Genomic DNA, 19062 nt, shown 5'->3' on the forward strand with positions numbered 1-19062 from the left:
ATCGCCTGTTCCAGCTCCGCCCGCGTCATCCCGATGCCGGTGTCGCGGATGCGCAGCGAGACGCTGCCATTCGCCTCATAGGCGGTGGAGACGACGATCTGCCCGCCCGACGGCGTGAAGCGGATCGCGTTCGACAGGATGTTCAGCACGATCTGCTTGATCGAGCGCAGGTCGGCGACGATCTGCGGAACGGATTGTGCGAGCGCCGTGCGGATGATCACGCGCTGGTTGTTGGCCTGCGGCTGCACCAGCGATACGGCCTCGGCCACCGTTTCATTGAGCGGTACGGCAACGAAATCGACGTCCATCTGCCCTGCCTCGATCTTGGAGATATCGAGGAGATCATTGACGATATCGAGCACATGCCGGCCGGAACGGCCGATATCATTGGCATATTCCACATAACGCGGATGCCCGATCGGCCCGAAGCGTTCCGTCGCCATCATGTCGGCAAAGCCGATGATGGCGTTGAGCGGCGTGCGGATTTCGTGGCTGACACGCGCCAGGAAATCGGTCTTGTGGGCGTTCGCAGTTTCCGCGGCCCGCTTGGCGTTGCGCAGTTCCTCTTCCGTGCGCTTCCACTGGGTAATGTCGCGGATCACGGCGCAATAGCCGTGCGACGACTTCAGCCGGCCGATCGTCATGAACAATGGCAGGAAGCCGCCCGATGCCTCGCGGCCGATCACCTCTCGGCCATCGTTCAGCACGCTGGCGACACCATTATTGGCAAGACCGGAGAGATAATCCAGCACGGCGCGCTGGCTCTCATGGGCAAAGAGCGTCACGAACGGTTTGCCGGCGATTTCGCCGTTGTCATAATTGAACAGCGCGCTGGCGGAACGGTTGAGCGAGCGTATCTCGCCTTCATCGCCGAGAAGCACCACGCCATCGGTGGCGGTTTCCAGGATGGAATGCAGTTCCTCCACCTCGCCCTGCAGAAGGGAGAGGCTGTCAGCTTCGGCACTTTCGATGTCCCCGGCAGCGATGTTCTCGTTGGCGGCTGCAACCGGCGTCTGCTTTTCCTCAAGCGGTACCAGCGACAGCATCAACGCCTTGCTGTCTTCCCAACGAACGGACTGCAAACGTGCCTTGACCGGAATGATATCGTTTTCGGCGCTGACGACGACCATGCCGCCCTCATTGTCAGGCATGTCTTCCAGATCCTGCCGCTGCAGCAACGCTTCCAGCCCGCCAACCTCTTCCAGTTCGGCCAGAGATGAATAGCCCGTCAGCCGCAGGAAATCCGGATTGGCGTGGATCAGCCGGTCGCCGGCATGCACAAGCAGAGCAACAGGCATCTGGTCCAGCGTTTCGGCCGTCAACGCATTTGCGGGACGAGAGGACGGATGGACCACGGAGGCGGCAACATCGGCGGCACCCACCTCGTCAGCCGCAGCCTCCTCAAATTCCTCGGTGCGACTTTCATTTGCGGCGGCATTTACGGCCGGGGCCTGCTCGCCCCGAACATAGTCGGCGAAAAGATCGTCTTCGTCCGTCGGTTCCGTCGTCGTTTCTTCGCTCTCATTTGCGAAGGTCGCATCATCAGCAAGTTCATGCTGGATAGTCTCTCCGACAGGCTCGGCGGATACGGACTGCACATTCGTGTCTGGCTTTTCCTCCGAAACGATGCCCTCCGGCGCAAGCGCGCGGCCGATTTCGCGGAAGGCGGCCTGTTCGCCAGCGGTCAGGCCCTCACGCGAGCGCGAACGGCGCTCCTCCAGATGCACGATATTCTCGGAAACGGGTGGCTCCGATGGCACGATAACAGATGTTTCTGGCTCGGAGGGGGCCTCATCATGGCTCAACTCTTCAGCCAAAGCCGAATCCTGGGCGCCTGCCGCATCTTCAGCTTCCGGTTCGGCAGCGCCGTTCGTCTCGTCCCCGTCATCCTCATCGATAAAGGCCAGCAACTCGTGGCTTTCATCCATGGCGGACGATGCCGAGGGCGCTTCTGCGCGATCGGCCTTGCGGTCTTCGAGGAAGGTCAGGCCGGTGGCATTGGGGTCTTCGATGGCATCGGCAAGCCGAACGATGCCAAAACCGCGAAAACCGTCGAATTCGCGCGAACGCGTGTACGTGGGAAGAGCTGCGAGATCGATCGGCACCATCAGTGATGTGCCCTCGACCGGCCAGTAGATCGTCTTGCCCGACCAGGTATCGCGCCGGCCGAGAAGTTCGCGGATCTTACCATCGGGGTCGAGATTAAAAAGGGCTGCGACATCGGCAAAGCCCATGCCTTCCACGGCAGCCGCCTTCGCGCCCACGGCCTCGGCGAATTCATGCGAAATGGAGCTGAAGCGCCCTTCAGCATCGATTTTCCAGACGAAACGGGACGCACGGGCACCGCCGTTAAAGACGAAAGCCCGCGATGCCTCATCAGCGACGCGGTCAGAGCGCTCCGCAGCAGGCTCCGGCTCGGCGTCTGTCTCGCTTGCCGTATTCTCACTGACGGCAGGGGCGGCTGCCGAAACCGTGGTTTCAGCTATCTCATCGCCGGCAGAACTGCTCACGGCATCCATAACCTCAACGAGGTCCTGATTGTCGGCATGACGCTCGCTAGACGGCGCCTTCGCGTCATCCTCATCAAGTTCGAAAAGATCGGCAATGTCGTCAGTCATCGCCATGTCAGCAGTGATGTCCTCATCCTGCGGGGTCGCCTCAGGCGCGGTTTCACCGCCATCGATCAGCAGAGGGTCAACGTCGTCCTTGTCGGCCGATGCGCGCCCCTGTTCCGCATCGACAGGCAGTTCCTCCGGTTCTTCCACCTCCTCGATGTGAGCCACGGCATCGAGCGCGGCCTCGAAAGAGACGGTGGCAGCAGCTGTTGGCTCAGCCTGCTCAACCGCCGCCGTGGGCTCTGTGGCGGTGGCCAGCGTTTCCTGCGGCCTGTCGTCGGCAAAGCCATTAACGGGGTCGAGCGTCCCAAGCGCAGTCTCCACCACGAACATCAGGTTCAGTTCGGGTGAGGTCGTGATCTGGCCGGTGGCGGCAGGCATATAGCCCTTGCCTGATGGCACCGGACGTTTGACGAGATGGCCGGATTGTCCCGCTGCCATCCTCACCAAAGTCCGCGCCGTTTGCGGGGTGATGCCGAGCGACGAAAAACCTGCCGAGGCGGCAATGACCTCGTTCTCGCCATTGAGAACCGCCATGTGAATATCGGGGTCATCGAAACCTTCGATCATGCGGCGGGCGCATTCCGCCGTATCGGGGGCGATCTCGTCGGTGAGGGCGGAAAACAGAATGGCCGACTGGCCGGGCTCAGCCTCGATGATTTCCACGCGTGCGGTGACGGCAAGGCTGCGAAAGCCGGAGGTGATGCGAATGGTAAATGGCAGGCTGTCGCCGGTCCTTGAAAGGCGCGCCGCCGTGGCCGCCAGTTGCCGGAACGTCACATCCTGCGGTTTCGGGCCCTGTTCCAGAAAATCATAGACCATCGGCGTGCCGAACAGCGCCGCACCGCGGCCATTGGCCCACAGCGCACTTTTAAGGTCGAGCGAAAACAACGCCATGGCCTCGCCGCGCCCAAAACCTTCACGCACCCGTTCATGCACTGCGATATCGATAAAGGGATACTGGACGGCGGGCATGTCGAAACCTATTCTGGCACTACCGGACCTGACGGGCTTTTGGCTTCCTCATGAAACGCAAAACGTAAACCCGCCAAGGCATCACGTTAACAGAATTTTAAATAACTTCCCAGCGCGATTGGGTCCACCGCCGGGCGCAGGAATTGCCAAATAGAGTTAACATCAACAGGCCGCTTTCGTCTTCATGTGTCAGCCGGCGCCGCTGAAAACCGCTTGCCTTTCGCAGCCTTTTTTCGCAAAATTCGAACAGGCACTTGCAAATAGGGGAAACACCTTTTATGTCACCCCCCGTGACGCCGCTTCGGCGTTTCATGTGCGGTTGTAGCTCAGTTGGTTAGAGCGCAGGTTTGTGGCACCTGAGGTCGGTGGTTCGACCCCACTCAACCGTACCATTCCCCTCTCCCAGTAAGTTTATACGTCACAAAGACTTACCGGGAGAGGGGAGTTCCTTTCCGCTGTCGACCATGCAAGCTCGAAAGACACCCGGGGGTAGACGAGCGATGAACAGCACCGATCTCAGTCACGAAGTTCACCGCATCTTCAATCGAGCCTTTGCACGACGATAGACATCGTCATCTTCGTACGGGCCTCTGCGGCATTGTTTCGTGCCGAGCGCTATGGATGTGATCCTGCGCAGGAGCGAAGCTCGCAATGCAATGTCGACCGTTTCAGAGCGAACTGCTTGCGGAAGGGAATGCAGGTTTTTGTGGAGAATTGAGAGTGCAGAGCCGTCGCTGGACAGGAAAAGGACGGTGATGCAGACATCGTCATCATCCTTCCGGTCCTCGTTGATGAGCCGAATTTTGGCCTCTAGCCCTTTCGAGGATGGCACGGCTGAGAATTCGACCCATTGCGGCCTCTTCCAGTCCCACTTTGCTCTCGCTGAAATGCAGATCGGTCCGGCGGAACAGGATGTGGTGGGAACCACGGCCCACCGGTAGTCTTTCCAGTCTTTATCCGTCGCTGTCCCGTCACTGACCAGCATTCCGATGGTGAGGATTATTGCGTTGAGTGTGTTTCCCAAGAGAACTGAGCCCGTTTGGTGTAGAAGAATTTCGAAATAGTGATAAGGTTTTTGAGATTTTCTTCGCCAGCTTGGCGGATAGCAAATTCTAAAATTTTCGAACTAAGTAATTTCAGCGGAATTTATCAAAGCAATTGATAATATATAGAGATCCAGACCGATGACTTCTGTGGCGTTTTATTTTTCAAACTTTGCGTCTGGTGGCGTTCAAAGACAATCGATGAGCTTGGGGAAAGCTCTTCTCCATTATGGATATGACGTTACCTTTGTCGTGCACAAGGCTGTAGGACCTCATCTCGAGCATGTGCCTGCCGGCGCGAGAATACATGAACTCGGCTCAAAAAGCACGGGGCGCTCCATCCTCCCCATGGCGCAATACATCCGCCAGCACAAGCCGGCGGTGCTGGTTGCGAATATGCCGCATTCAAACATCGTCGCAGTCGCTGCGAAGATCCTGTCCGGTTTCCAGCTGAAGGTCATGGCGGTCGAGCACAACCACTTCTCCCGGCAGCTCACGGACCATAAAAAGAAGCTGTCATTCCGGATCCTCCCGTACATCTACCCGCTGGCACTCAAACTTGTGGATGCGGTTGTTGCCGTTTCCGCCGGCGTCGCGGACGACCTTGCGAACGCGATCAAAATTGATCGGGCCAGGATTACAGTCATCCACAACCCCGCGGTGCCAGACGATATTCAAGCTCTCGCCTCTGAGCCTCTGCCTGTCGATGTGACCGGTGGGCGGCCTTACGTTCTCGCGATCGGACGGCTTGTTCCACAGAAAGATTTTTCAACGCTCCTGAGAGCCATTTCACTGACGAAGGATGTCAATCTGCTGATACTGGGTGATGGTCCCTTGAGGCAGCAGCTCCAGTCCGAGGCGATATCTCTTGGAATCGCCGATCGGGTAAAGCTCGCCGGTTTCGTCGCCAATCCTTATCCCCTTATCGCGCATGCAGAGTTATTGGCGCTGTCCTCAATCTATGAGGGGTTTGGGAACGTGATCGCGGAAGCGTTGGCACTTGGAACGCCGGTTGTCAGCACCGATTGCGAGAGTGGTCCTGCCGAGATATTGGCTGGTGGACGTTACGGCTCGCTGGTGCCGGTCGCGGATGATAAGGCACTGGCCAAAGCAATTCTTGCCACCTTGGAAGCAGAGGTCCCGCAGGATTTGCAGCGGCGCGGCCAGGACTTCACCATTGATCGCATTGCTCCATTATACATGGCCATCCTGGAGAGGATGGCAGCTCGGCGTTGAATGGCGGTGCGCTGCCGTAACCTTGCAGGACCGCTTTGTGCAAGCGATCCGCAACGCGACGTCGCGTTTATTCCGAATAATAATCGGAATAGCGCGAATTCCCGCCCATTTTCGTCTGGTCCTGCTGGCTGAGAACCGCGAGGATAGGTGCCGCCGGCTGCTTGTTTTCCGCGAGTGCCGCAAGTGAACGCTTTGCCACGGTTTGTGACGTTGACGCCCATTTGATCACAAATGCCAAGGCATCGGCTTGCGGGGCAATATAGAGTCCATCGACCACGGGGTCGATTGGCGGCGTATCCATGATGACATAATCGAAGTGCTTTCGTGCACTGGCTATCAGCCGCGTCATTCTGGCGTCCGTGAAGAAGGCATCCGTGGGAACGTCGCTCCGCTGGCCTCCTAAAAGGACGTTCAGGTCGGTTTTGGGATCGGACACAAGCAGCTTTGAAAGCGGTACACCCTCGCTCAATGGGGCACCGAGGTAATCGATGAGGCCCATGTCGGATGGAAGCCCAAGATGACGATGAATGCTTGGTTTCCGCAGATCGCAATCTATCAGAAGCGTCTTCTTTCCGGATAAGGCGTAGATGCGCGCGAGAGAGAGGGAGAGGGTCGATTTTCCCTCCGCGGGAACCGCAGATGAAATCATGATGACCTTGCCGCCAATATCTGCTCCACGAAACGCGTGATCGAGGTTTGCCCGCAGCCGTCTAATCGACTCGGAATAAATGGACAGGGGTGAAGACACGACGCCATCCGACACACTGAGCGCCTGCGTCGGCGGCGCATAGCTGGGCGCGACCGATGCCAGCGGTATCCGCAACACATCCTCGACCTGATTTTCATCGACAAATCCGCCAATGAAGTGCTCCCGGACGATTGCCATGCCGAGACCCAGCAGGACCGATCCGATCGCCGCCAGTCCAATGATGAGCGGGCGATGGGGTGACGAGGGGATGGACGGCACCAGGGCCGGTGAAACGACCCGGCTATCTGCAAGCTGGAGATTGGATTGCGTGTCCAGATCTTTCAGGCGCGTCAAAAGCGCGTCATACTGCTTTCTTGCAATGTCACTTGCTCGCTGGAGTGCGTAAATCTCCGTAAGCTTCTCGGGCGGTAGATCATCGGTACTGCTGAGAATTGCGGTCCGGAGCTCTTCCCGCACCTTCGTCGAGTCCTCTTGCGCTTTCTTCAGAATGGCACTGCGAGAATCCTCTATCGCCACTGGCACCTTTTGTCTGATCGATGCATTGACCTCGTCCAGCCTTTGCCGGATATCCGTCAATTGCGCGGCGCCCGTGGCATTTCCCGCAAGCTGCGCCTGCAAGGATGCCTGTTTCTTCCCGAGCTCTGCGAGTGCTTCAGAACCGAGGGCAGCGACGGCCGATTGGAAATTGCCTTGCTGAAGACTTTGGTTCGCGAGATCCATACGCGCGAGCTCGCGAATGCGTGTATTTTCAATGGTCGCAAGCTGCTCTTGCAGCGCGGTAATCGGGCCACCACCATTCGCCTCGAGCTGGCGGACATTTTGCGACAGGTATTGGTCGAAGCTGGTTTCATTTTGCGCAATGGCAGCACTGGCGGACTCAACGCGGGCTTGCAGAATATTGCGCGCCGCCACAATCGAGGCAATCTTTGCCTCGACCTGCTGGTTGACGTAGGAACTGGTAAGGGCGTTCGCCAAAGCCGCTGCTTTCGCCGGATTGGCCGACGTTACCGAAACTTCGATAACGGACGTCAATCCAGCCCGTTTGATGGAAACCGCCCGCTTGAACGATCGCAGGACACTGCCCAGCGCGGCCTCAGCAGTGCTACCGGGGGCATTGATCCCAAAGAAGCCGGCAAGCTTATCTCTCAATCCAAGTTTGACGCCGAATTCCGGGTCAGCGACGAGGTTTTGAGAACGCATCGCACCGATCATGACACTGTCAGAGGCAAGAATCGTCGCTTCGCTCTCAATCTTGCCATTGTCGGTCGCTGTTGTCGGAGCGCGCGTTTGTGGGTCGAGCAGCGTTTGCGGGCTTGCATCGATCAAAACCAAAGCTGTGGCCGTGAACTTTGAAGTAAGTCCGTAGGCGAAAATGCAGCTCAGTAATGAAATTAAAACAACCGTTGTCAGTATGAGCCAAAATTGCCGGCGGATGGTGCCGAGCATGCCTTTTACGTCGATTTCACTGGACATATTTGCCTACGTCTTTGGAGAAATTCTTATCTGTATTATTTTTGTAAAATTACGACGAACAAATTGGGGAATCTTATTTGATGACGGAAAGACAAGCAGCCGTTCCATTTGATATTCTGATCGCTGAGAGTTTGTTCGTCGCATATGCGCCAGTATCAACATTGATGCGGCCATTGGTGATTTCGATGTCTTGCACCGGTGTGTGACCGTGAACGACAATTGCGTCCGCAAAACCAATGCCACCGGCTGCGGTCGGCCGCATCCAAAGCAGATCGCGGTCGAGTTGCTGCTGAAGCGGCACCCCTCTTTTCACGCCGGCGTGCACAAAGATGTAGCCAGGTATCGAGACGAGTGACGGAAGGCCTGTTATGAACTCGCGATGCTCGGATGGAATGCTTGCATCAAGGACGCTGCGTGAATGTCTTTGACCAGGGGAGATACCGTAAGACCTCAGCGTGTCGAAGCCTCCCAAATCCAGCCATGGGTGCTTGCTTCCCGGGTTTTCCAGAAACGAAGCCATGAGTTCTTCGTGATTTCCAGCCAGACATGTTCTTAGGAAGCCCGCAGGCGGCGCGCGGAGAAGGTGATCAATGACGCCGGCAGACTTTGGCCCGCGATCGACATAGTCGCCCAGCATCACGATCCATTTCTCACCCGCGAATTCGGCCGCGTCGGAAAGGATCTGATCTTCGATGGCTTGGAGAAGGTCCAGTCGGCCATGGACGTCGCCAATCGCATAGATTGCCGCCGGGGCGTGATCATAGATCAACTTTGCCCGCGGGCTTTGAGGGAGTTCGGTCCTCGAGCGAACGAAGGAGCGGAATCGATCAAGCACCATTGTCGCTCTCCCCTTTTGGATCTGCATTGTTAGGAAAAGCGATGCCTGCCCCGACGACAGCGACAAAAATCAGGGCGACGCCCTGAATCTCGAGGCTGAAGTCGACCAAGGAATGCAGCGAGGCGACGATCAGAGTGCCGATGGAGGCAGCTACCGGCGCATCGACCCTGGCCGATTGCGCATATTTGCTGATGAGGCGATGGGCCAGAATGACGAAGAGTGCGATTGGCAGGGATCCGAAGATGATGCCATAATCGGTCCAGAGGGCAAAATAGCTGTTGTGCGTTTTTTCCCAGACGGTGTCGGAGTTCACCTGCATGCCGTGAAAAAGCGGATATGCAAATTCAAAACTCGATCCGCCGTAACCCGTAAAGGGGCGATAGGCTACCATTCCGAGTACCTGTTCATAAAAGCGCAGTCGGACGTGAGCGTCCTCGTTGGCTTCAAGAAGGCGTTCGAAAAGCTGTGCTCCATAAAGCCCCAGCAGTAGGGCGATGGATCCAAGCACCAGTAAGCCCGAGCCAGCGATGGCGCGTTTCTTCCAACGAAACCTCGCTTTGGCGACGCTGAGTGCAATGATGCTCAGCATGCCGCAAATGCCGGCGAAAAATCCCATGCGTGAGCCTGTCCCGATGAGGCATGAGACCAGAATGAAGAGGCCTGCGATAATGAGGATAAGCTTCGGCATGCTCTGCGGTCGCCTGGCTGTTGATCTATCTGCAGACTGGGAGAAGACGTGTTCGCAGATCAATGCCGTTCCGATCGAGCAACCGATCGCCAGGAACGTCGCGAAAGAATTGCGATTCACAAAGCCGCCGGTCATGTAACCCTGATATGCCCATTTTGGAATAAACAGGAGAATGGTGTCGCCGAATTCAAAAAACAGCACGGCGGCATAAAGCGCGTGAAAAACCGTAACGAAATAAAGCGTCAAGATGAATGACGCTGCGCGGGGGCGGCGCGCGCCGATCTGCATTGTGATGAAGAAGAGTGCTGCGTAGGTGATCCATCGAAGGAAGGCAAAGAAGGTGTCGGCCGGCGTCAGGGATATTGACGATGTCGCGACTGGCACCGGGAGCCGGACCAGTGACGGTGGAAGCCAGGTAGCGACGGGAAGAGTCTGGGCGACGACATAGCCGAGAAACAGGACGAAAAGCGTGCTCAGTAGCTTCTCGTCCGTTAAGCGCTTGCGTGTATCTATTCCAGCCGCGGCAAGAACGGCAAAGTAAATCGCAAGGGAAAAATACAACATTGCCGCGGAAGCCGCCCATGCCGCCGGGCGGTTTCCGCCGAGCATGAACGGCACGACCGCAACAAGGACGGTGACAACGACGAACATTGCCTGATTGGCCGAATATCGCGTTGCTTTCGACGACATCAAATTCATGAGCTTGTGACCGTCTTCCCTTGGGTGCTTGGTGTGCCGTCAGGCACGCGACCTGAGCTGTCTGCTGGAGAGGGCGACTGAAGCCTGAACAGAAATCGCCGCTGAATATCACCCGGCATTGCTTCCAGGACCTCGGTAACACCATCGCGAAATCCAACGTCTCGCCGGTAGAGGTCCAAAACAAAAAGGAAGCCGCTGTTTGTTTGCAGAAGCGCGCGAATATCGCTCTTTATTGCTGGCCGGATAGTATCGTCGTTTTCTGAACCGTTGCTTGCAACGAGCATCAGCCGCTCCTGTGCCAGCCACCGCTCGTGAGGGCTGACAATCCATGATTGCAGGAACGCGGATTCGAACGCCAGCCTGTCGCCCAGAACCAGTTTGGTTTTTGCCAGCATGTGCCAGGCTAAACCGTAGGTCGGCATGGTATTTATGATCAATTCAGACAGCTCCGCGCATCGAAGGGCGATCTGCCTGTAAGTATCGGAAGGCAACGCTCTGCCTATCGGCGAAGATAAGCCCAGATTACAGTCCTTCAGAATCCGCGTTTTAGAATATTCCGAAAGGGCGTAGTTATTGTCCCTTGATGAGAGAAACCAGTAGAACGGCAACTCACGCGGCGATGGTCGCAAAAACTGACGCATCTCCAAGACGAATATGCTTGTGCTGACTGTGGCGCAAAGGATGCAAAATATAACTGGAAAAAAACGGCGCATTAGTATCTTCGAAAATTATTCGCTGCATCTAATACTGAATTCACGGACGGGGCAAGCGCGACATCAATTTTTGAGCGTATTTTCAATATTTGTTCAGATTATTTTCGCTGTTCTGGTCACCGACAGTCACTGACGGGCACATTACTGCGAAGATGTGCCAAGAATCGACGTTTCATTAAAATTGCATCTTTCCACTTAAGCGCGCCGAAAACACTCTGGGCTAGTCTTGTGGCATTGGAAGCAACAAGAACTTTCAGCTGCTTCCGGTAGGAGCGCAAGTAAATCCAAATATGGAACAAAGGACAGGGATATGAAAAAGATTAGCATTGTCTCGGTTGTCGTAGGCGCCGCCGCAGTACTTTCCGCAAGCATGCCTGCTTATGCGCTTAACCTTGGAAACATGTCGGGCCGCATCCGCGCGGCCGTCGAGACGCCGGCGCAATATGTTGCCTTTTGCAAAAGCAATCCGACGGAATGCCGCTCAAGCAGTGTATCCGTTGCTGCTGATACGCCGGCATTACGGGGACTGCTCTCAACCGTAAACTCTGCCGTCAATTCCAGCATGCGCGCAACGCCTGATTCCGATGACGTCTGGTCGGTCAATGTCTCGAAAGGCGACTGCGAAGACTTTGCGCTCACAAAGCGTAGCCGACTTATCCGGGCGGGAGTTCCTGCAGGCTCGCTTCGAATGGCGGTCGTCATAACGAAAGAAGGCACAGGACACGCCGTATTGCTCGTGAAAACGAACAAAGGCGATCTCGTGCTCGACAATCTCCGCAAAACGATCGTCTCAAAGGAGAGAACCGGCTACGCCTTTATAAAAGTCGCGACGGCCAATCCTCTCCGTTGGGTCCGGTAAGGACTTGGCCGATCTCGGCCTGGTCCCGTTCCCCCTTAAAAACCTACGCCGGGCTACCTGGGTTGTTTTGAATGTCACCGGTCTGCGTTTGTGCTCCGGCCTCCGCCGTTGCCGCGCCCATCGCCTGTTTCTGTTCAGCTGGCACTGCTGCGACGGCTGCCGTCGCCAGCGAATTTTTAACGCTCGGTTCGGCTGCGGAGACCGCTGATTTCGCAATCTGGGTGGCAATAGTTGGAGGCGCCGATTTAACGGCAGCCGACACAAGGGACACGGCGAGATTAACCGGAAGATTAGGAATGATCCTGGTAATCATGGCGGGACCAAGGGAGCCCGCTTCCGCGATGGCTGCAGCGACGACTTCCACGTCACAGGTTGCCTTACAGGACTCAACTACTTCTTGCTGCTCCTGTGTCAATGCCTGCTGCCCGTAAGCGGATGTAGATGCGGCAACCACTGCAAATACTAAAACTGCGCCGAGAGAAATACGAGACGTCACTGAAATCTCCTAAAATAAAATAACTATAAACTATATCTCATAATTTTTTGCAGGGCACAATATAGAAGATGAGATTTGTTGTGTCGCCATACAATATCATTACTGTCGACGTAGAATTATCGTACAAAAGAGTGACGATCGGCACATCGATATCCGCGAGGCCTAGATCATTCGCTCGAAAGACCGAATAATGGCCGCATTCATGAGTTTTGGGCGATAGTCGGTATCGAAGGGAAGGGGCCGTTCCCCCGCTGGGGTGCCCGTCCTAGGGTTCTCCTCCCAGCTGTTGTCGATGTCGGAAATACCCCAGGTCAGAACCTGCCTGCCTCCACTCGATTTGACGAATGGAAGCGCTGTATCCAGAAATGCTTCGACCAGATGGGCGCTGTCCTGGTCGTATTGTCTCCGCTTGTATTCCTTCGGCGGCAAGGTGTCGGTCTGCCTGTCTGTAAGATAACCGGTGCGGCAGTCGAGTTCGCCGATTATGATCATGAGGCCGAGATTGGATTTCAAATCATTCAGGAAAGATCTGAGGCGGAGGCGGTCGAAGCCCAATCGAAGTTGAAGATGACCCTGCATATTATACCCGTCTATCGGTGCTCCGCCCTTGAGCGCGCGCTCAAGGGCGTTCAAGACGAGCCTTGTCTGGCTCCGGTGGAAGTCGTCGGTAATCTGCTCCGTATGATCGTGACACCAAAACAGCGCACAATCCGGAAACAGGGCACGGGCCTTCCCAAAGGCATAGGGAATGTAGGCTGGGCCGCCGGCGGCACGATACCATGTATTCGGGCGATAGCCGTCGTTGGAATCATAACGCGCCGAGATCAATTCATTCGTGACGTCGATGTTCAAGGCGGAGCCTACGCCTGGGACCGATGCTATGGCCTCAAAATGAGCATCCATTCTCGACTGCCAGTTTGACTCGTTGACATCAGCGGCTACCCAATCTGGCTCATGGTTGGGATAGAGCAGGCAATGGATGCGGAAGTCTTTCGCATCCCGGCGCGCTCGCGCAATGAACAATCTCGCCTGCTCGAGTGTGAAAAAGTCCTTTTGAGGTTGAATGTGCTCGGGCAGAAACGCAATTCCGGGAACATAGATCATCGCTTGATCCCTGATGAAATCGGCAAGCGTGCCGCAGCCGTCGGGACCAGGTTTAGATATCCGGTCGATGGCCTGCACGGCAATGCCATACTGAAAGCCGGCGGCCTCTGCCGCGTCGCGAATGCGCGCGATAACGTTTCCATTACCCGGCTCGGCGGCGGGGCGGCCGATGGGATCTGCGCGGAGTGGCGAAGAGTCGAGACCGATGCCTGCGGCCGCGATGAAACCCGAGAGCAACTGTCGTCGTGAAAACATGACCGGCGTTCCATCGTGTGTCGCCCTCGATGGGAGTGGCGGTGTTAAATCCCTATGGATCGTGCGTCGCCAAAGTTGGGCCGACGAGACTTCGTCCCGGCGTGAATTAGCGGGGGCGCCTCTAAGGGCTTGGCGAAGCAAGCCAATATGACGAGAAATTGGGCGACAAGCAGCGATTTTGATCCGATCGAAAGCGACAATAAAGTCGTCAGGAAGAAATAAAACAATAAAGCGGCTCGTCCCATATCGTGGTCTTCGGTGGTGGCGCGCAGAGTAAGGTAGGTCGCTACCAACAAGATGGCGGTGATGGGAAGACCAAATGAATAGACAAGCGCAAGCCACGATATTTCGATCCCCCTCGTTGATCCGAGGAGGGCCTGAATCGATGTGCGTACAGAAACCGGAACGCCAAATAGCCACTGGCCAGGCGAAAGCAGATCAAGCATCACCAATGCGGCCGAGCGTGTTTCGTCACTGCCGCGACTGTCCAAAAATCTCTCGATGACGGTATCTGCCGCACCGCTGTAGATGAGAACGGGAACCCCGGCGCCAGCGATAATGCAGAGCTTGGCCAAGCGTATAATGTCGCGGCTGTCTCCTTTAAGAAAGGTTGTCGTGGCCTGATAGGCGACGAAGCACGTGTAGCTGAGAGCGGCCACAACCACCGCCGCGCGTCCGCCGAAGGCGAGCAGTGCTATCAGGTGAACACCAAGCACGGTGAGCCGCCAGAAATTCAACGGAGTGCGAAAATTCGATAGAAGGATGACCAAGCACCACGCACCGGTAATCAGCGCGTTGTTGAGAGGGTGCCCGAGGAGTGCTGTCGGACGATTATCGAAGCCGATAATCGTCTCCCCGACGACGTAGGGAAGGATCCGCGGAAAACCTGAGGTTTCCGCAATACCGATCAACGAATTGCAGAGCAGAAACAGGGAAACAAAACGCTTCATCTGCCGCAACGTGATGGTGTCGGCATATGACAGCGCGACCGCGAGGGAGCCGGTCGCGGCATAGGTTACGATCAAAAGGGAGCTCTCCCCGCCGCCCGCCTCCACGGAAAAAAACTGATACAGGACCAAAGAAGCCGTCGACACCATAATCAGCAGAAATCCGCATCTCTTCAGCTCAGGCCGGCGTGGGGAACTCGTTATGGAGGGTGAGATAAGGATCAGGAAAAAGAAGACGTAGGACGAAGGATGTATCTTTAGAAGATAGCTGGCATTGGACGCCGAATAGTTGATGCCCATCACGTATAACATATTGGATGACAACGTAAAAAGCATGACGATGCCGAGAAGGAGAAGATGCTGTACCGGGCGACCCATCATCGGCTCCGCCTGCCTTCTTCGATTACGGAACCTATTTCCTCCCAATATCGTGCCACGGCCTTCATCAGACCATATCTCTCAGCCCCGAGGGCCGCGATAGCGCGCAGGCCTTGAACGTCTTCAGGCCGTTCAAGAAGAGAAATGGCGTTGGACAGGGCTGCAACATCGTTCGGCGGCACGAGTATCCCATATTTGCCATGACGGAGGTGTCGCGTGAGCCCATCCTCGGCATCGTCAAGTATTTCCGCGGGGCCGGAATGGCAATCGGTCGAGATGACAGGCGTTCCGAGAGCGAGAGCTTCAATAATGGACGTTGGCAGTCCCTCACCATTAGACGCCAAAACAAATGCGTCCGCGCCTTTGATGATCGGGAAGGGGTTGCGGTGAAATCCCAGGAAATCGACGCGATCGGCAATCCCCAAACTGTGGCACTGGGCCTTCAACGTCTCTTCCAGAAGTCCTCTCCCGAGGAGCAAAAGTTTGCCCGTGTAGGAGGAGTGGGCAAAGGCATTGATCAGCAGCGGAAAGTTCTTGCTTTCAACAAAGCGTCCCATTCCCAGAATGTAACGGCCTGAGTGTCCGTTCGTGGAGACGCTGTTGCCCAAGTGTCTGATCTCGTCAATATCAATGGGGTTTGCGACAACCGCCGCCCGTTGATCCTTAACGCCGAAATTCTGGACGAGGTCGGCCTTGATGCCGCGTGAAACGCAAATGACACGGTCCGCGTGTTTATACAGTCGACGGATCAGAAGCTGCGCCATCCTTCCGGGCAGACCCTTATGATGGCCTGATGTATGCGCATGTTCGCAGATGATGGTGCGATGGCCAAGAAATCGCGAAACTGCAATGTTGGCCAGATTCGAGCGGGTAAGCGAGCTTACCACCACGTCTGGTCGGCTCCGACGCAGCGAAATATACAGCTGTATTACAGACCGGAAAAGCGAACGGTTGCTGTCCAATGACGTTAACTGCATGCCCGACGGCGGGCTGTAAGCTTGTGCTTCCCTGTCGAGCAATACGAGCGAAACGGCAGCGTCCCGGCGTTGCTGCTCGGAGTTCGCAAGCAGGTTGCAGATTGCCCGCTCGGCACCGCCGCCCGCCAGCGAATTGATCAGGAAGACGACCCGCTGCGTCAAGCGCCCACCTCTTTCGAGGTCTTTCGAAGGACGGCGCCGTAGACGTCGAGCGTTTTTTCGGCGACCTGCTCCCAGGACAGGAAGCGCTGCTTGTCAACGATGTAGGACGTGGGATCCTCAGTAACGGCATGAAACTTGGCTGCGATCGCTTCGGGATCGTTGGGCGAAACATAAATCGTGTCCGCCAGACCAATGTCTCGGTTTTCAGGGATGTCACTCAAGACGATAGGCAGGCCATGACTGATTGCTTCCAGCGAGGCGTTCGAGCTTCCCTCGTGCAACGATATGTTCACGAAGAACTTGGCCGATGACAACAGCGAAGGAACCTCGTTTCTTGGCACTTTCCCCAGCAGTCGGATTTTGTCGTTCAGTTTCTCGGCCACGACGGCGTAATAGGGTCTGTCATCGAGGCCGCCGGCGATGTGCAATTCATAGTCGGGATGGCTGGCAGCGAAGAGATTGAAGGCGTCGATCAGGGTCAGAATATTCTTTTGGGAGGTCACGCGCCCGACAACAAGAATGTAAGGTGCGACCTCCTTATGAGAACTGGCAACGAAAGCGGCGTCGTCCAGGGCGTTGGGGATCGTGTGGACGTTCGAAACGATGCCCCTTTGGGCCAGCCTTCTCGATAGCGCCGGCGTCACCGATATGATGGCGTCAGCGAAGCGAAGCTGCCACTCACTGAAACGAAACCCCAGACGTCCCAGCACACCCCATTTGCCCAGTATATAGTCTGCCGAGCCATAACGAACCACGACCTTGAACCCAAGGACCTTGTAAAAAACAAGAAATATCGCAGCACCTAGCCCTTGAAGGTGCACGATATCCGGCCGCAGACCAAGAGCCTTGCGCAAGGCGAAGACGTAATAAAGAAGCTTATCTGTGTTCCAAAATGTCAGGTGCGGTGCCGGGTGAAGGCGAACGCCCTCATATTCTTTTCCGCGCAAATGGCTGGCTAGCCCTAAAAGATCAACCATGTAGCCAGCTTTGACGACACGGGGAAAAAGCGCTTCTGCATTCTTCTCCGCGCCTCCTTCAACATTCGGAATACCCCGAGCACCAATAACCATTATCTGTGCAGAATTACGTATATTAGAAAATCTGGGCATGGTTATCCCTTGAAAATATCATTATAAAAAAGTCACTTGCTTAAATTAGGATATGTAGATTTAATAATAAAAAGTGGTTCGCTGCTATAAAGCATGGACGGTGAAGTAAATACCATCAGAAAAAAGGAAACTGAAGATATTTAATCAAATTTACCTCTTGGTGTTGCCAGTTTTTCTCTGAGGGTCCGATTTACTGCTGGCTTCTTCTTGACAGCGTGCAGCTTGTGTCGAGCGGGGAAAAATTCAGTATCGAGGTCACTCGGCCGTCGTCGGCAAATTGCCGGAAGACATCGAACGCCTCCTGAGGCTTAAGTCTTTCCAGAATGCCATAACGACCACCGCGCCATAGGTAAGTCCGCCGAGCAGGATCTGTGCACCCATATGCATCGGGTTTGATGTGACGGGGAATATGGAAACCACGCCAGACATCAGCGCCGCGGCGCATGTTATTTTGATCAAATCAAAAACGGGGAATTTAAACGCGAATTTCACGCGCGTTATCGTAACGCTGATTGCGAGTGTCACGCAGGTAGCGACGAGCGGACCTGCTACCGCGCCTGCCGCGCCCCATGTCATAATTCCTATGACCGCGAAGAGCAGTGAGAGTGTGATGTCGACAGCTGAAAGGCCTGTGGCATAGGCTGTCTTTGCCTGCAGTAAGAAAACCTGATTTGTCGTGTGGTTCCTCACGTCGCGCATGATCCCCGTCAGTGCGGACAACGGCAGGACGAGGAAAGCTATCGCTGCAAAATGTGCGGGAAGCAGAATTTCCACGACCGACCGGTTAATCGTGATCAGGCCGATCCCGGCTGGTATGAGAACAAGCAGCAGAAGGACCGTGTTCTGCCGCAGTTGCAGGTAAGCGGCCTCTAGGCCTTCCTTTTCCATCCTGGCGACGACAAGAGGATAAGCCCCCGCGGTCACCATCATCGAAGCGAAGCTCGCGACCCGCAATCCAAGCCCATAGGCTATGGCAAACATGCCGGCTGCTTCCAGGCCGAGGTAACGGTCGACAATAAATCGCGGGCCGTTATTCGCGACAATTGCCAAAAGAGACGCGAGCATGATGGGAACGCCAAATTTCAACGCTTCGACCAGCATTCGCCTGTCCGGCCAGCCAGGTTGCCTGAAAAGCTTTCCTGTTATGAGGGAGATGACAACGCCACCAAATTGCGCGGTCGTGAATGCGAGCGCCATCGCGAAGACGCTGTTTTTCCAAACCAAGCAGAGGACCGTGCCGGAAACAATGGCAAAAGCGGGTACGAAAATCTGGATAGCCGTATAGAGCAGTACCTTCGATTCCGCTCTGTAGCGCTCGCTCAGGAACATGGTGAGCGATCTCGATATTATCATCAAGACGACCGATATCTGCGTGTAGGCGTCAATCTGATCACCGAAATACAGTGATATCACCGGAAACAGGATTACCAACTGCGCTAGGATCAGAAACGCGGAGATCGCCGTTTCCGTCCGCAGATAGGCATCACCGCTACCAGCGCTTCGGATAGCGGTGAAGCGGCGCAGCGTGTATTGCGTCCACCACATGTAAAAAAAACCGAAGCTTATTTCCTGGATCGCCACAACCAGCGTAAGAACGCCGACGTCGCCCGGGGGTAGAAGATGCGCCCACACGAGAATAGTCGCCATCTGGATAAGCGGCGACATCACCTGGGCAGGAAGATATCTAAATGTCTGTCGTAATAGCACCAGGAAGGCTTCCGAGATAAATAATTTGCTTTAAATTTTTGCTTCTGAAACGGTAGTCTTGTCGACGTCAAGAATAATA

General features: G+C 55.6%; 14 protein-coding genes and 1 tRNA gene. 4 read left to right on the forward strand and 11 right to left on the reverse strand.

Annotation, left to right across the window (positions count from 1 at the left end; translation table 11 throughout):
* The coding region (locus ACUTJJ_RS17585) for a PAS domain S-box protein (RefSeq protein ID WP_445542928.1) at positions 1-3590 on the reverse strand (3590 nt) is incomplete at its 3' end.
* A gap of 315 nt (positions 3591-3905) precedes the next feature.
* Between ACUTJJ_RS17585 and ACUTJJ_RS17590 the strand changes: the two genes are divergently transcribed.
* Together ACUTJJ_RS17590 and ACUTJJ_RS17595 are read left to right on the forward strand one after the other, a co-directional pair.
* A tRNA-His gene (locus tag ACUTJJ_RS17590) sits at positions 3906-3982 on the forward strand.
* Positions 3983-4774: 792 nt separating this feature from the next.
* A complete protein-coding gene (locus tag ACUTJJ_RS17595; protein WP_445542929.1) occupies positions 4775-5869 on the forward strand; it encodes a glycosyltransferase in 1095 nt (364 codons plus the stop codon).
* Positions 5870-5936: 67 nt separating this feature from the next.
* Here the strand turns inward: ACUTJJ_RS17595 and ACUTJJ_RS17600 are convergent, their stop codons facing one another.
* The 4 genes from ACUTJJ_RS17600 to ACUTJJ_RS17615 form a co-directional block, all read right to left on the reverse strand.
* Positions 5937-8051: a GumC family protein gene (locus ACUTJJ_RS17600; RefSeq protein ID WP_296065376.1), complete on the reverse strand. Its 2115-nt coding sequence runs from the start codon at positions 8049-8051 to the stop codon at positions 5937-5939.
* 73 nt (positions 8052-8124) lie between these two features.
* Positions 8125-8820: a metallophosphoesterase family protein gene (locus ACUTJJ_RS17605; protein ID WP_445542930.1), complete on the reverse strand. Its 696-nt coding sequence runs from the start codon at positions 8818-8820 to the stop codon at positions 8125-8127.
* A 58-nt stretch (positions 8821-8878) separates the two neighbouring features.
* Positions 8879-10276: an O-antigen ligase family protein gene (locus ACUTJJ_RS17610; RefSeq protein WP_445542931.1), complete on the reverse strand. Its 1398-nt coding sequence runs from the start codon at positions 10274-10276 to the stop codon at positions 8879-8881.
* Positions 10273-10989 carry a hypothetical protein gene (locus ACUTJJ_RS17615; protein ID WP_445542932.1) on the reverse strand — a complete coding sequence of 239 codons (717 nt, stop codon included), beginning with the start codon at positions 10987-10989 and terminating at the stop codon, positions 10273-10275. Before ACUTJJ_RS17615 ends, ACUTJJ_RS17610 begins: the two co-directional genes overlap by 4 nt.
* 400 nt (positions 10990-11389) lie before the next feature.
* On the opposite strand from ACUTJJ_RS17615, the gene ACUTJJ_RS17620 reads away from it, so the two are divergent.
* Positions 11390-11848 (forward strand): transglutaminase-like cysteine peptidase, encoded by a 459-nt coding sequence (locus ACUTJJ_RS17620; RefSeq protein WP_445542933.1) that lies wholly within the window; start codon positions 11390-11392, stop codon positions 11846-11848.
* A gap of 43 nt (positions 11849-11891) precedes the next feature.
* Here ACUTJJ_RS17620 and ACUTJJ_RS17625 read toward each other — a convergent pair whose 3' ends face one another.
* Both ACUTJJ_RS17625 and ACUTJJ_RS17630 read right to left on the reverse strand, forming a co-directional pair.
* Entirely contained in the window at positions 11892-12344 is a 453-nt protein-coding gene (locus ACUTJJ_RS17625) for a hypothetical protein (RefSeq protein ID WP_445542934.1), read from the reverse strand.
* Between the two features lie 162 nt (positions 12345-12506).
* Positions 12507-13526, reverse strand: a complete 1020-nt coding sequence (locus ACUTJJ_RS17630) for an endo-1,4-beta-xylanase (protein WP_445542935.1) — start codon at positions 13524-13526, stop codon at positions 12507-12509.
* Between ACUTJJ_RS17630 and ACUTJJ_RS17635 the strand changes: the two genes are divergently transcribed.
* Positions 13452-13697, forward strand: coding sequence for a hypothetical protein (locus ACUTJJ_RS17635; protein WP_445542945.1), 246 nt, complete (start codon positions 13452-13454; stop codon positions 13695-13697). The two genes, ACUTJJ_RS17630 and ACUTJJ_RS17635, sit on opposite strands and share 75 nt — an antisense overlap.
* 50 nt (positions 13698-13747) lie before the next feature.
* On the opposite strand, the gene ACUTJJ_RS17640 is transcribed toward ACUTJJ_RS17635, so the two are convergent.
* From ACUTJJ_RS17640 to ACUTJJ_RS17655, 4 genes are all read right to left on the reverse strand, one after another.
* A complete protein-coding gene (locus ACUTJJ_RS17640; protein ID WP_445542936.1) occupies positions 13748-15031 on the reverse strand; it encodes a VpsF family polysaccharide biosynthesis protein in 1284 nt (427 codons plus the stop codon).
* Complete coding sequence (locus ACUTJJ_RS17645) at positions 15028-16167, reverse strand: glycosyltransferase (RefSeq protein ID WP_445542937.1); 1140 nt, start codon at positions 16165-16167, stop codon at positions 15028-15030. Before ACUTJJ_RS17645 ends, ACUTJJ_RS17640 begins: the two co-directional genes overlap by 4 nt.
* Positions 16164-17276, reverse strand: coding sequence for a glycosyltransferase family 4 protein (locus ACUTJJ_RS17650; protein WP_445542938.1), 1113 nt, complete (start codon positions 17274-17276; stop codon positions 16164-16166). Before ACUTJJ_RS17650 ends, ACUTJJ_RS17645 begins: the two co-directional genes overlap by 4 nt.
* Positions 17277-17531: 255 nt before the next feature.
* Positions 17532-18983: a lipopolysaccharide biosynthesis protein gene (locus ACUTJJ_RS17655; RefSeq protein WP_445542939.1), complete on the reverse strand. Its 1452-nt coding sequence runs from the start codon at positions 18981-18983 to the stop codon at positions 17532-17534.
* Positions 18984-19062 lie beyond the last annotated feature (79 nt).

Source organism: Agrobacterium sp. DKPNP3, from assembly GCF_052686535.1.